A 15379-nucleotide genomic window follows, 5' to 3' on the forward strand; every position below is an offset into this window, starting at 1 on the left:
AAGCTTTCAAATGATCTGTTCCCGATAAAATAATTGCAAGGATCAAGCCGCCAATTACGGTTGCCTCTATGCCAGAGATAAGTTCTTGTGATGTGTTCATAATTAAGTTATTTATCTTTTTAATCTACTTAAATTTATTTTTTGATCCTAAGGTAAATACGCCATATAATCTTGAATTTTGTGGGTATTTTGTTATTGACTATAAGAAGATCACTCCCCGGAATATAGATTGACTAGCGGAATATCAATTTTCAACCCGATGCTAAATATCGCAGCGTCGAAAGCCTTATCGTTAATTCTTTTCTTAAGTCCTTCGTCGTAGTATGCTTTTAATGGAAGCAGTTTTCCTCCAATGAATGCGACAATGGGAGTGTTTTTAATATTATATAGAATATTAGCTCCGGGACTAAAGACTTCGCTAAAATGGACGTCCTTATTGTAAGCTGAGTCTGGTGTAATTAGATAGTGGTTTACGAGGTTTCCTAATTCCAGCAATTGCACGTTGAAATTGAAATATTTGAAAAAGGTACCTGCAGGTCTTATGGTAACACCTATTGGTGCTGTTATACCGCCTGTCCATTTGCAATTTAATGATGAACTACCAATTGGAATAATTCTTCCAGCAAAAGCTCCTACATAAGCATTTAAATCAACAGATGAAGACATTTTCCTTTTTAATTTGTATGAAGTCGGAGGTAGCGCATGCGACTCGATTACATTCGCTAGCTCTGCTGATGAAGAGGAAGAAATCACGTCTCCAAAAAATCCTGACAGTTTAACCAGTTGGTTGGCGTACGACATTTCTGATAACTTTGGTAAAGCTGAGAAAAGCGTATCCACTTTTGAAATTGAACCTGAAAATAAAGTTAGTGCTGCAGCTTGTTCACTTGGGTTATAGGTTTCTGAGACGATTTTGTAAAGAGCTATACGGTTAATTAGGTATATCAAATCTTTATTATTCAAGCTATCACGAGATAATATGCCTGCTTTCTCTGCTAGTCCTGATAGCACCTTCCTTCCTTGAATAGTTTTTTTACTTGTTATGATTAAAGCTGATCGATCCTTTTCATCAAGACGCTGTAGATTTGTACCCAAATACTTAATATATTCCAATTCTTCTTTCTCTATTACCACCGTATCCTTATTATTAAACTTAATCGTAAATAGTGCTTTATTTCCGCCGTAATTTAATTCATAATTATTTTCGGGATGCTTGTTTAAATAAAAGGTTTTCAACTTATCTATAGCTGCAAGATTTTGAGAAACGCCCTTATTGTAATATGAATCTACCAATCCTAATGTATTCTGTGCAGCGGCAACGAAATTTTTCTCCTGAATATTTTCTATAATATCAAAAACGTTTTTTAAGTTTTGTAAATATTGATTAACGTTATTATCATTATTGTTTAGGAGAGGGTAATTTTCAAAGTTAGAAATCACTTGTCCAAGTATACTCCATGTGTTGTATGACGATTGGGCCATCTGATCTGATTTATTTTTTTCAATTAAGACCTGTTGTTCCTGATTAATTTTATCGAATTGTCCCAATGACATCAATAGCGGACTCAGCCAAGCAATCACTTTTTCCTTATTGATAATTAGATTTTCTTTGACGCCCGGTAGATTATCAAATACTTCACCATATTTCAATTTGAGTAGTTCCATTAATATATCCCATTGTTTTTTATCTAATGTTTTTAGTTCCTCATAACCTAGAAGTCTGTAGTTCTTATCATTAATTGTAAACAATTCGTTAGTTGCTATATAAAGTAGCCCAATAATATTTTGTGCATATTGATTTATGTTTTGCGCATTGTTAGATGATATATTGGGATCAGGACTATAAGTAGGATTAAGGTATAATTGGCGGATTATATCTCTGTAATTGTAACGGGCTTTTATCAAACCATCGATATTATACCCAAGTTCAACTGTCATGCCGAGATTTGCTGCGATTTCTGGTGTTAGAAATTGTTTTGTCCAGCTACTTTTGGATACATTTCGTGGCATTTCAACAAAATCTTTGGAGATCGCGTATCGCCAAGAGGTGCCAAAATTAGCGGTCCGGTAATCAGAGAGGCCTTTTAACAATTCAATTGTGGCAGGGAATACATCATATATCAATGGATTGTTTACTCTTTTGCGTAACTGGTCCATAAACCATATCGCAGCTTCCTGCTTTGCTCTTTTTGCGAGGAACATCGCCATAGCATCAATCATTTGAGATTGAGAGGGGATGCTTAATCCTGTATAATTGAGACTTTGTTGCGCATTTTGCGTTGCGGTAGTAAGGTTGATCTGCAAAGATTCTTGCCGATTAGGTTGCTGTCCTTGGAGATAGCTTTTTGCATCTATTGAAAAAGTTCCATTCGTTAATAAGAGGTCGGCCATTTCGTATGTTTTTTTTTCAATTTTGACGAATAATTTCCTAGTTTCTTTCGCTAATGTTTGACTTGTATCTATCTTGTTGTTTTCATTTGCTATATTACTAATTAAAGAGCTGTTGGTGCTTAATAGATTATCCTTTAGCTGACTGATTGTTGTTATTTGTAATTCTGGATTCTCAAGTAAGGGTTTATATTTACCAATTATAATTGATATTGAATCTTGCCCCATAACAGTATCATCGTTTTTGTTCAAGAAGCTGAGTATATTTTCTATTTTGCTTTTTTTATCATTTAAAAGGCTTATATTATTTTTGATGGCGGCTATTGTATCATTTTTTCTATTATATCTTTCCAGTAAATCATTTAAAGAATCTAAACCAGGTGAATTTTTTTTTATACCTTTTTCGTTTAACAATTTTTTTATAAATAATGCTTTTGAATTTATAGCGTCTTCTTTAAAACTGGCAATTAATTTATATGGAGAATTCTTTCCAACGATATCGAGCTTATCTTTACCGACTAAATTTACGAGACTTTTATATATCAATTCAGTTTCAGTGGGGTTTAGGTTGGGATTATTTAAATATTTACTTAAATAAAATAGGTTGTAAGGAGCTAATATGTTATTTTTTAGGTCATTAGTGTCTACCTTGATGGCGGAGTCTAAAACTGGTTTAGGAAGTTGTTTTTTTGATTGCTGGCCATTCGCTATCATGATATAGTTGCTAAATAGCGCAAGTGTCAGGATAATTAGGTAAGGTCTTTTCATAACTCAATATTTTATTTAATGACTTGTTTGGCTTTCAGTCAATTGGCTTGTACTAATATAGTAAATGTTGTGAAAAATATACTATAAGTGAAAAAAAATAGTCCGAAGGACGTAACAATTAAAAATTGGTCGATTTCTTCTGTATTGTAGTAATGATGTACATATTTGTTATTAGGAAAATTTAAATAACTCTTTGATAGTTTGTATATTAGTGGTGAATGAAACAGGGTAGCTGAAAACTGTTAGAGTAAGCATTAACCAAATCTCAAATTATGAAAAGAATTTTTATTCCATTACTAGCTGTGGCAGTGGTATCCTGCCTTTTCTCCTGTAATAATAATACAGAAGATAAAACTTCAGCGGAACAACCCAAAGAACAAGTTGAGGTGCCTACAGATACCGTTATTAATACAATAGTTTTAGAAGAAATAGCTATAGGCGATGCTACTGTTAAGGATGCGCTAAAAATGAGCCAGGATGGACATTTCTCCATTTTGGGTAAAGAAGTTGGTGTATTGTCAACAAATGGGCAGCTCAAAGATAACAAGGGTAAAGTGCTTGCAAAAATGTCAGGTGATCAGTTTGTGGATGCAAATGGAAAAGTGTTGACTATAATTAAAGAAGATGGAACGATTGTAAACGGTTCCGGTAAGGATCTATCCTGGGGTGAAAATGGTTTACTGAAAAATAGTGAAGTTGAAATGTACCTTACCCCTTCAAATACAAAGGCAAAACGTGCAGCATCCATTCTGTTGTTCACATATTTTAGCTTTAGCGGTGGTCAGGCCGAGCTTACCAATAAATTCAAATAGTAACATTTACCAATAAACATCATAAAGAAACCGTTGATCGAGTTTTTTTCTATGAAATAAAATTTCGTACCTACTGTTGGGGAAAACTTAAGTATAGTTGATCAATTACGAACAATCATTTTGAGCTATAACTCTTGTTCATTATTTAAATGTTTTCATTATGAAAAAAATTGTTTTTGCCTTTATACTTTTATGTTGGACACAGGTGTGTCTGAGCCAAAAAATAACTGTTAAGGCCCATTCTGTTGTTGGATATGGAAAGCATCAGGATTTTGCTAAAAAAGCATTTGTTGCATTAGAACAAGTTCTTAATTCTGACGATTTTAAAGAAAGTATAATAGCGATGAAAGCGGAAAAGAACCAAGGGTATACTTCAGAACAACTATATAATATTATTATGCAGGCGAAGGAAAAAAAGGTGCCCAAAGATAGCGCTGCAACTGATGGAATAGTAGACTTGTGGGTAAGAACGCTTGAAGTAAATGGAAGGGATGCTAATTGGAAAGATAATTGTGAAAAGCCGTCCATTTTTGGTAATCAGACACTTGGTATTGACGGAGCCGGAGATGGGTTTATGGCTATTTGCCCGTCGGCATTGGATCATTGGGCTTCCATAGATGATGTGGCAGCATTGGCAGGCCATTATGCCCATGAGTATATGCATGTACTCGGTTTTGATCACCATCGTTTATTTAGTAGTCAGCGATGGAGAGAGGAGACCTTTGTTTATAAAGTTGGTTATCTCGTAAGGGATCTGGTGAAGAAAATGAGTGCAGATTGATAATTATAATTGAAGTAAATTATGAATATTAAATTGGTCTTCCTCATAAAGAGGAATTGTAATTTATTTTGATGTAAAAAATATGCTATTGCACTGTTCCTTTTCGGGTTCGTGCTTAGAGGCTTACAGCCTCTAAGCACGAACCCGAAAAGGAGTGATGTGACACAGTTCAGTTTACACTACCTACGGTATTTTTTTTAGGCGCATTACTAAATCTATCCAGATATTTTTCCAATCCAAAGTATTTGCGTTTTAATCCAATTATTCCGCCGTACATCATTATTAAATATGCTATTACGCACGGAAGCAAGACTATCGATATGCTGATTGTTTTGATACTCATTTCCATAATAAATTAGCTGTTTTTCAATATTTCAGGAAAATTCCTTTCACAAAAATGACTGTTAATCGAATGTATTACTTTATCAAACCTTAGTTTTTTATTTCATTGATAAAATCGGTACGGATGCGTTTAAATAGGCAAGATCAAAGACTTCTTTATTATTTAGCAGTACTTCTTAATTACTAAATTAAATGTTTTTTTCAATTTATGGAATAGCAGTGCTTTCGAAAGTAGGTAGTCGCTAAAGTTCACATTAGTTGATTTGAGGCAATGTCGGTTCTTTTGTTTTCGGATAAAAATTCGATTTTCCCTTCCAACATTAGACGATAAAAGTTTTGATTATAAGGGCGGAATTTTCTTACTTTTCGGTATCTCCAACATACCGCTTACTTACAACTTATTTTCCTCAGATAGGCTAGTCAACAACTATATTTTTGCTCTACACATAAAAACAAAAGAAATATGGCAAATCAATTTTTAGTTAAAGACACTTTTGAAGATATACGCAATATCTCGTTAAGTGAGGTAAATGATCTGAATATAGGTATTTATGATGGTCTATTATTATTGGGATATTACGTTAAAGGGGATATCCCAGTTCCTGTTATTTATTATATATCAGACACAATTGAACTGGACAATGCAGGGAGCGTTATTGAGATTGGTAATAGTATTAAACTAGAAGGAGTATATAATGATCTCTCATTTATTAATTTCGGTGTGCGCGGAGGGAATAATTTAATTGATGATTCTATTCAATTAAAAAAGCTTTTCGATTACGCCTCCAAAAAAAAGATTAATGTGGTAAATACTGGTGGCGAATATTATTTGAAACAGGAAAGAGCTATTCCCATAAAAGTAAATGTAGATTTTGGAAAGTCTATATTTCATCTATATGAGGAATATGATATAAGCTCCGTTGGTAGATTTGAAGTTTTACCAGATAGACAATATTCAAACATAACACTCCCTCAAGGGGTAATGCAGCAGTTGAATTCGGGGCAATCAGTTATTGATTTCTTTAAGAACTACAAGAATAACTATTTTATTATAGAAAATGAAAACCAATTTATAAATCGAAATGGTGGAAGTGGCGGAAGATATTATTATACGGAATTATTTTATATAGGCGAGAATGGTTCTGTGATGTCTGAAATATCAGGTAAATTAGATGGCTATACTTCCTGCAAAGCCTATCCATGCAGCGATGATTTCACCACTATTAAGGGAGGGATTTTTAAATTAAATTGTAAAACAAGTGTTAATGGGTACAAGATAAGTGGATTTAATTGTACAAGGTCTAGAGTTCGATTCATCGATCAAATTGTTGCTTATGAAGACGATGTTGACTATAGCGACAATCTATCCCCAGATCTTGGTTTTCATTTATTTCAGAAATGTTATGATGTCAGCATGGTAAATATACAATCTGTTTCAAGGGCGAATGAAGGTAATTCAGGAACATATGGTTTAGGTGCACGCTATGTAACCAAGCTAAAATTATCTAATGTGAATGCTAGTAGTGGCAACAATGCATGGGGGTATATGGGAGGACTACATGTTAAAGACTTGATATGTGAAAACTGTTCTGTATCGCGAATCGATGTTCATTATTCAGCATATAACATAATTATTAACAATTGTTTTTTGAGTGCCCTAGCCGTAGCTGGGGGCGGTGTTTTAGCTATAAACAATACAACTATTCACAGCAATATATATTTGGCTTTCAGACAAGATTTTGGTTCCGTATGGAGTGGTGATATTATTATAAATAATGGTGTATTAATAAATACTACAAATCTTCGTTGCAGGATACTGAACTATCAATATGCTGACTTTGATTTCGGAATGGAGCAAGATTTATCTTTATGTAATTCCTTAAAAATTAATGGATTCAAATATATCAATAATGGTGGCACATCAGTAAGATTAAATATTATTGATGTTAATTTGTCAAAACTTGTTACTATTGGGAAGAATAGAGTTGTCTTTCCTCAGTACGTGGAATTAAAGGACATGAAGTCTATAAATAATGATGGATTTTGCCCATTAGTAGTAGATAACCTTACGGGTGGTAAAGTTCATAAATTCGGAGGTTTATTAGAAGGAGGATTGCTAACTAATGTATATTTTAAATGTGAATCTATAGATGTAAGTAATCAATATCCTACTATTAATCAGCAAAATGGTACAGAGCAAGCTTCTAGCGATTCAGTATATCCTAAGTTTGAGTTTATTGATTGTCAAAATATAAAGATTAATGCTGCTAATTTATTATGTGAAGTTGTTGTCAATGGCTCGATAGTTTCTTCATATAGATCGGTTAATAACAATGCTAGGCATACAATAACAAATTCTACTATAGCGTTAAATAGAATCGGAGCGATAGCATCATCGTTTAACGTCACTAGCTTAAATACGTTATTTATAAACTGTTTATGGAAACTACCTAAATTAAATGGTGTGCAAGTAGAATCTGTATCGGATATTAATACCATATTAGGAAATGCTTCTATGCAATTTGGCCCATTGAACACTGAGGTGGTTTACGGAAATCACATCTGTAGCAATCTTTCTAGTGAGTTAATAACTAAGTTGACATCTGGCAATGCTTCCCCTTCTTTGTTAATGTATAATCGATTAGGGTTAACAAATAATATTGATTATAACCCGATTATTCGAAATGTTGGATCTACAAGCGAGAGATCTGCTATTGCTCCAACTGGATTTGGTTACTTTAATACGGACATTCATACAGTACAAGTTTTCAATGGAAGTATTTGGCAAAACAGTATCCCAGAAGCAACAGTGACTGTAAAAGGATTGATTAATCAGGCAGAAGAACAACCGGATTCCAACGCAAATGACGTGCAAAACCTTGTTACGGATTTTAATAGCCTTTTAACTAAACTTAGAAATGCCGGTATTATTGCTTTATAGAAATGGATTTGTGAAAATTATACTTATTTCCATTGCATATACTATATCTCAATGCCATTATTTTTTTATTTTACGATTGCTGTTTCGAAATGAGTTAAACTCATTATCTTTATATTAGATGAGGCCCAAAGCCGGTTAACACTTCTTCCAGGCTTACATCTAGTCAAAACTGCCTCCCTTAACGGTTAATAAGGGAGGCTTTTTTTTGAATTGTCTATTTCATTATTATACTATGACTGTTGATTAAATCAGAGCCGGTTTCTCATAAAACAAACCATGCTATAATTTATACCAGACTTTTCGGTATCTCCCATATACCGCTTACATATAACTTCTTTTCCTCAGGCAGACCAGCCTACAGCCATACTTTTGCTTTATACATGAAAACAAAAGAAATATGGCAAATCAATTTTTAATTAAAAACAATATGCAGGAAATGAACAATCTTTCTGCGCTCGAAATCGATAGATTAAAAGGGAACGATCCAATCTATGCTGGTGTAGAGCTATTGGGGTATTATGAAAAAGGGGATACACCTGCCCCGATTATTTATTACTTGGCACCAACTGGTGAGGATCCCGGCCCAAATGACGACGGCAGTATCGTCGAAATAAATGGTAATAAGTTAGTACATAAATTTGAAGAAATAGACCCCTTATACTTTGGTGCCAAGGGAGATGGTATTTCGGATGATGCGGAAATTATTGAAAAAGTGCTGCGCAAAGGATTGCGAGTGAGAAATTCTAAAAATACCTTTTTATTAAAGAGAGCCATATCTGTCACTAGCATAAAAATTGACATTGACTGTTTAAATCTAAAACTAGATGTAAATCCGATCGGGAAGCCTTACATAACATTTAATGAATCTAGTATTAAGAACGGACGAATTGTAAATACCGTAAATATTAACGAACTGTCAACATCATTATTACTTGATGATACCAGTGGCATTAATGTGGGTGACTTGATGGTTATTAGATGTATACCTCAAACATCTGGAAATATACTTGTTGGTAGGAATTATGTTATTAAATCGGCGGGAGGAAACTTTACTGCTGTCGGTGCTCCTGACAATAATATAGGAACTAGCTTTAAAGCAACCGCTGCAGTGCCGGACTATGGAGCAGGAGGGAGTTTATTAATTTTGTGGGATTTTGATCCGAGACCCGGAGAGACCGATGTTACATTGGGTGAGACACATCGAATCATTGCTGTTACGGACAATAGGGTTACATTGGACGTACCTATTATGACATTATTTTCATCATCATTCAACATGTCCTATGGCATATATAGACCGAAAGAATTTAGGATTAATAATTTATCACTGTTCGCAGATTCTACAGGGCTTTTTGGTGGATTATCAGTTTCATACAAAACTGGTGAAATCACAAGTTGTCGATTTAGTAAGGTAAGTGGGTTGGCAGGTATTTCAGTCAATACTTGTTACAGCTTAAACATTGAAAATACACATATCATTGACGGTTATTATGATGGTACGGCCACATCGTATGGAATACAAGATAATGGAAGTACCCGGGTTACGATTATGAATAGCTTTTTTTCTAATAATAGGAGAGCGGTTGACTTCAGTGGAGTAATTCCTAGTCATTTAGGGACGGTGAGGAGTTGTAAAGTATCGTCAAACATAGCGTCGAACTATAGTGGATCTTGCTTAGGGAGTCATGGCGGAGCTGATTTGACTACATTTGATAGTAATACCTGTATAGGTGGAATTATTGGGATTCAGTTGCGTGGAGGACGTGCAAATATCAGAAACAATTTATTTATTGGTAATTTGATTACCTGTATATCGATATCATTCTCCAATTCAGTTACCATCGAGAAAAACCAAGTATCCTATAATAGAGACTATACTAACCAAACACCCGCCTTTTTTGTGCAAACAAATAATACAACTACATTTAACAAGTACAAGCCTTTAATTATTAAAGATAATAGTTTAAATGAAATAAGGACTGCGGTAATTGGGTATAACACCAGCGAGAATATCATAGTTGAGGGTATACAATTGATAAATAATAATGTTGTACTTCGTTCAAATATAGCAACGAATAAAGTCGGTTTAATTGTCAATCAATCAGGAGGTTTATTTACCTTAAGAAGGTCAATAATAAAGGACAATTGTATTAATACTCTTCTGGGAGTTTATTCGGATGTTGTGGGAGGTCTTATCGATAATGTTTATAATTATGGTGATATTAGCCGTGCTGTACTATCCTCTGACGTGGTTAAATGGACTGGAACGGGGAATATTTCGGGTATTTCTGTCAATGCTATACAACAGAATATCAATAATCGAAACAATACGGTAAAGGGAAGTATCACCTTTACTGTCTCAGGAGGATCCGCAGGAATTAAAATACAAGGATTTTTGAGACCATTTCAAAATGTTATTGATCTCTATTCGCACGAAGGACATTCCATGATGATGTCTACTATTGGAGAATTGTACATTGGACATGAACTTGGAGATAATTATTCAACGTTATTCCCCGACGGTACCTATACTGTGAACTTTGATTTTAATTATTCATTAAACCCCTCATATACTTACTAAAATGGCAAAACCTAAATATATTCTTTCAGGAACACTGGCTGAGCGCCCTAATGTTACGACTGTTGGATTTGAATTTTTCAATACGACATCAAATGTACTAGAAATTTGGAACGGTACTACATGGCAATCCTGCGCCCCAATCCCCATTGCCGATGTAACAATAAAGGGTCTGGTAAGTAAGGCTGCAGCATCAGGAAATTCAGCAGCAGAGCCAAGCGAAACCTACATCCAATCTGAAATACAAGGCATATTATCGGAACTTCGCGATTTGAAATCCAAGCTGAGGACCGCGGGAATACTGGCATCTTAATATATCAAAGTTCAATGCCGGTTAACATTTAGCCCAAGCGGACATCTAGCTGAAATTGCCTCCCTTGATGTTATAAGGGAGGCTTTTTATTGGAAAAAATAACAATCATGTTGTGCCAGTATGACCAAATTCAAAGAACGTATCGAAATTTTTAGAAAAACCTTCATTACGTCCAAGATCACCAAAATTAGGCACCTTTACTTACGTATATATTTAAATATTAACATGATCTAGTGACAGGCAAAGCCCTATTATACTAGCTCATTTGGAGAAAGCGGCAAGAAAAATCGATAGATGTATACCCATTATATAGAGACATAAAATTCCAATTATGGTTAAAGGCTTAAGGCTCTTTAAATCAATTCCGAGTAGAATAATTTGAGTAAAATAATAATCGTAGTATAGACCGAATGCGAAGGTTACGATACATTGCGGAATTATGCAAATTCCTAACAGTATCTTTGTCAGTTGGCTATCTTGTAGTGAACCAATATTATTCAACACCATTATATCCGTTACTGTGAAAAGTATTGAACTAACAATCAAAATAAAATATAAGCCCCCGTATGGAATAGCATTTTTTTCAGTCGCATTACTAGATTTCTTCAGATATTTTTCCAATCCAAAGTCTTTACGTTTTAATCCAATTATTCCGCCGTACATCATTATTAAATATGCTATTACGCACGGAAGCAAGTGTATCGATATGAAGATCGTTTTGTTATTCATTTCCCTAATAGGTTAGCTATTTTTAAATATGACGCCAAACTTCCTTTTACAAATGTGCCGCTCAAAGCGATTATCTTATTGTTGCAATTCCAGTTTTCAATTTCTAGGCATTTCTTTATAGAAGGGGCTCGGAATACCACCCGACAATTTAATTGTTAGATCTGATATATTTCATTACCCTCAGTAGCATAGGAGCCACTATAGTTCAATTCAGCATTTAGCTCTATCGCAAAAGTTTTTGTGAGATATTCTAATTCTTCATTAAAAAGGCTACTAAGACAGTTCGGATCTTTTCTATTTTATACTCTTTAGAATTTATAGATGCTACTAAATACCTGTCTTTTGTTTCTTCCATTGGGGAAAGAGAGATACGATCGTTGTTGACTGAGTAGATTTCTATCCTGTCGTTCTCCGAATCTGTATTAAAAAACAAGTACCGACTTTCATCAATGGAGCCCGAGTCTACTTCATTTTTTAACTTCCCACATATCCGAAATGAAAAGTAGTCGGGCAAGTTCCCATCGGACTCATAGATATCCTCTGAATCCTGATCAGCTAACAGGATCTGGAGATAAGTGGAACGCAGTACTTTTTTACCTCATTTAGAACAGTATAGAAGTCTTTTCTATAAAATGGAGCAAAAGCAATTCTAAAGGCTTATTACAGACTTTATGAAAGGTTTTTAACTTGGCTTGAAGAGATTTATACATTGGGTATTTTGTTGATTTAGTTATATAATTTTAAGCGATTCATTATGACAATTAGTTGAAAGCCCTGTCAAGATAATAATTCTACTGGAGAAATAAAATAATAAACTCTAAGCCTGCTGGTCATACCAGAGTTTCGGATCAATGCACATATCAAAAGTGTCAAGATACTCTCAGAAGTGGTGGCATATGGTTGCGATTTTATAGCCGCAGGTAGTAATCTGATGGCAGAAAGATACAAATTTGAGGTTTCAAAAGATTCACTGATGCAAAGGATTAGGTTATTTAACGCTTCGCAAAATGGAGAATTGAAAGATTCTATATTCAACATAGATAAAAATAGTCCATATTTTTATGAGGGCTATATTTATGATAATAAGAATGGCGAACGCTATTTAGTGTTAATTCCATCTCCGTCTGAATCAGACACAGAATTACTGCTTATTTCCGTTATAAGTCGTGAAGATCAGGTGATTGTAGTAAATCATGAGCCTGAAAATAAAGAAAAAATTAGAACAAGAAAAACTGTGATAAAAAACTTTTGAAGATCGAATTTTAAATAATCTAAATTTGAAATACGATCATTTGGGGAACGCTATGAATAAAAATTATTGATGTACTTTTTTACTTTAGGAATAATAGCCCTAAATATACTACTAGCTCATCTGGAAACTACGAAGCGCCAAGAAACAACGCCATATGGACACCCATTACATCTTCATCTAACCATCCATCTTTAACCAAAGATAGTTTTGATTAAGAAGAATTGACTCATTTTTATGTGGGCAAATAAATGTTACTGTTATTAGCGAATAATTAGTTTCAGTAGATGCTTTTGCCTGTTAGTTTGATTCCCTGTCTTTTCAATGAATTACATATATAAAATAATATAAATTATCGATGCCAATATTGAAAACTTCTTTCGAGAAGTGAGAAATAAAAATGAGCTTCAGTCCAAACTTAATGAAGCTTATAGAAACACCTTAACGTTAGATTTTAATCCATTGAATTTTGTCAAGTGGAGCGAGAATAAAATTTCTGAAATTCTTATATTTTTATTAGATCCGCAATCTACTCACGACAGGGAGCTCTCTGTTTCTACTTCCTATGATGATTTCAAACGTGTTATTGGAATAGAAAATAAATTTTATTCCTAGACCGGAAACTAACATTTTCAGGTAGCTGTTTTTATATTAAGCATCTGAAAAACCATTGTAAAACTGAGGAACATCATTTGATTTATCTAGCGCTAAACGGAAAAATACTGACTAAAGAAAGTGCTGCAGAATACTATGGGGAAATGTTGAATGAAGGAAAGTCAAAATAAATCAATTATGAAGACATATTATTGATCTTGGATGTCGATTTGCGATGCTCACCGATAATGACAAGTGGAAATTTAAATAGTGCTTTAATTACGAATTAAAAATAAAACAATCGATTGCGTTGTTTTTTTCTTTTGGGTTTTGTGAAAATTATTTACTTTAGAGCCAACTAGTAAAAATTATTAAATCGATAGTCCTATTTTTATGAAAAGAAATAAATCTACGCTCGATGTATTGTCTTTTGAGCTAAACATTTTACGAGAAATCGAATTGCACAATACACTGGGCGGAACGGGCGGAGGAGGTGGATCATTTAACGATATCTGGAATAAATTAGCCAATGGCGACCTGACCGATATCCCGAGTGGCAGATATGATTTTAATACAAGAACATATACTCCCATGGATTCCTCAATGAGCAATGCCGCGTGGCATATAGTTATCCCTGTCGTTGATGTTTATTCTAATGGCCATCATAATAGTTATAGTGGATATGGCTTTGGTGGAAATGGCGATTCCAATAGTGGTTTTCCAGGAAGCGGAACTAATAATGGCAATCAGCCAAACAATAATAATGGTTCTGGGAGTGGGTCATACAACTATAATGGCCAAAATCCACAACAAGGATATAGTGGTTATACCGCTTCAGACCCTACGCAAGGTATGTCTCAAATACAAAAAGAAATATACCAATATATTCAAAATCATCAGGATGGATCTGGTCTCAATCTTGAAGGTTTTTTCATGAGTAAGTTTAATACTTCTGGAGGAGGAACTACTCTTTATAATCCGAATAACACAAGCCAAGGTGGCAGTTATTTAGAAAACAACCCCGCCAATTCTGTAAATGGTGATGGAATCTACTACATTGTATCTTCTAAGGATACACAGTCACTTCAATCATTAAATTATCAGACAGGTCAGTTCGGAGGATATAACACAGAATTGGAACAATTCCAATTTTTAAATGAGCACTATGGAGACAACAATAGAGCCATTTTAACATATCTTTTAGAGGGCCGGCTAGCTTCTGAACTAAATATTAACATTCAAAGTGTGCTAAGAGATTCGAATGATTATAAATTTGAAATTGATCGCTCCAAATTGATTGATGATTTAGTTGCTGTCACTAAATTTTTAGCGCAATTTAAAAGCGTCTTAAGCAGTCTTGTTCCTCTTTTAGGCCAGCTTTCTGATGAGACAGATATAAATATTGCTGGCTCAATGGCTGGATTTTTAGATTCTAATTTTGAAAAGGAACTTTTTGATATCTGGTGGCATGGCAAAGCTGAAAACGGATCCTATGTGATGTCTGAGAGCGATTTTAATGAACTTAAAACACTAAAACCATCTTTAAGCCCCGCAGAATTATCAGGCCGTGTTTATTTAGAATCAAATGATGGTAAAAAGTATTACACAGCACAATTAGGAGCCTACGAAGCAGACACGAATAACCAGGCCATCATCGATAAGTATAAGGGAGCATTGGGCAAATTTACAGGTATTTATGATTCTACGGGTCAGATGGTTGGTATGTATGATTATTATAATTTTGACAACGGGACAAGATCATTTGGAAGTGAGTATGTAACACGATTAATCAATGAAATGGCACCTGAAAGTGCTGCCAATTTTGACATTAGTTTCGGAAATATTCCTCCCGAAATATTAGATAAACTTAAAAATAGATAATAA

At 34.3% G+C, this 15379-nt stretch carries 8 protein-coding genes; 7 read left to right on the forward strand and 1 reads right to left on the reverse strand.

Annotated elements, in window-relative coordinates:
• Positions 1-210: 210 nt before the first annotated feature.
• On the reverse strand, positions 211-3156 hold the full coding sequence (locus AB1Z56_RS04545; RefSeq protein WP_426791229.1) for a hypothetical protein: 2946 nt from the start codon (positions 3154-3156) through the stop codon (positions 211-213).
• Positions 3157-3428: 272 nt separating this feature from the next.
• Here AB1Z56_RS04545 and AB1Z56_RS04550 point away from each other — a divergent pair, with 272 nt between their 5' ends.
• From AB1Z56_RS04550 to AB1Z56_RS04580, 7 genes are all read left to right on the forward strand, one after another.
• Positions 3429-3968, forward strand: a complete 540-nt coding sequence (locus tag AB1Z56_RS04550) for a hypothetical protein (protein WP_259256395.1) — start codon at positions 3429-3431, stop codon at positions 3966-3968.
• A 160-nt stretch (positions 3969-4128) separates the two neighbouring features.
• Positions 4129-4749: a hypothetical protein gene (locus tag AB1Z56_RS04555; RefSeq protein WP_426791230.1), complete on the forward strand. Its 621-nt coding sequence runs from the start codon at positions 4129-4131 to the stop codon at positions 4747-4749.
• 805 nt (positions 4750-5554) lie between these two features.
• A complete protein-coding gene (locus AB1Z56_RS04560; RefSeq protein WP_426791231.1) occupies positions 5555-8032 on the forward strand; it encodes a head fiber protein in 2478 nt (825 codons plus the stop codon).
• A 397-nt stretch (positions 8033-8429) separates the two neighbouring features.
• A complete protein-coding gene (locus tag AB1Z56_RS04565) occupies positions 8430-10613 on the forward strand; it encodes a hypothetical protein (protein ID WP_426791232.1) in 2184 nt (727 codons plus the stop codon).
• A gap of 1 nt (position 10614) precedes the next feature.
• On the forward strand, positions 10615-10923 hold the full coding sequence (locus AB1Z56_RS04570) for a hypothetical protein (RefSeq protein WP_259256391.1): 309 nt from the start codon (positions 10615-10617) through the stop codon (positions 10921-10923).
• 1660 nt (positions 10924-12583) lie between these two features.
• Positions 12584-12904, forward strand: a complete 321-nt coding sequence (locus tag AB1Z56_RS04575; RefSeq protein WP_426791233.1) for a hypothetical protein — start codon at positions 12584-12586, stop codon at positions 12902-12904.
• A gap of 984 nt (positions 12905-13888) precedes the next feature.
• Positions 13889-15376: a hypothetical protein gene (locus AB1Z56_RS04580; protein ID WP_309360967.1), complete on the forward strand. Its 1488-nt coding sequence runs from the start codon at positions 13889-13891 to the stop codon at positions 15374-15376.
• Positions 15377-15379: the final 3 nt, after the last annotated feature.

It is taken from the genome of Sphingobacterium sp. WOUb80 (assembly GCF_050058145.1).
Lineage (GTDB): Bacteria > Bacteroidota > Bacteroidia > Sphingobacteriales > Sphingobacteriaceae > Sphingobacterium.

Excerpts from the sequence above, each read along its gene's own strand:
- AB1Z56_RS04570 (WP_259256391.1), top strand. The coding sequence starts at position 10,615 with ATGGCAAAACCTAAATATATTCTTTCAGGAACACTGGCTGAGCGCCCT.
- AB1Z56_RS04560 (WP_426791231.1), top strand. The coding sequence starts at position 5,555 with ATGGCAAATCAATTTTTAGTTAAAGACACTTTTGAAGATATACGCAAT.
- AB1Z56_RS04565 (WP_426791232.1), top strand. The coding sequence starts at position 8,430 with ATGGCAAATCAATTTTTAATTAAAAACAATATGCAGGAAATGAACAAT.
- AB1Z56_RS04575 (WP_426791233.1), top strand. The coding sequence starts at position 12,584 with ATGGCAGAAAGATACAAATTTGAGGTTTCAAAAGATTCACTGATGCAA.
- AB1Z56_RS04545 (WP_426791229.1), bottom strand. The coding sequence starts at position 3,156 with ATGAAAAGACCTTACCTAATTATCCTGACACTTGCGCTATTTAGCAAC.
- AB1Z56_RS04550 (WP_259256395.1), top strand. The coding sequence starts at position 3,429 with ATGAAAAGAATTTTTATTCCATTACTAGCTGTGGCAGTGGTATCCTGC.
- AB1Z56_RS04580 (WP_309360967.1), top strand. The coding sequence starts at position 13,889 with ATGAAAAGAAATAAATCTACGCTCGATGTATTGTCTTTTGAGCTAAAC.
- AB1Z56_RS04555 (WP_426791230.1), top strand. The coding sequence starts at position 4,129 with ATGAAAAAAATTGTTTTTGCCTTTATACTTTTATGTTGGACACAGGTG.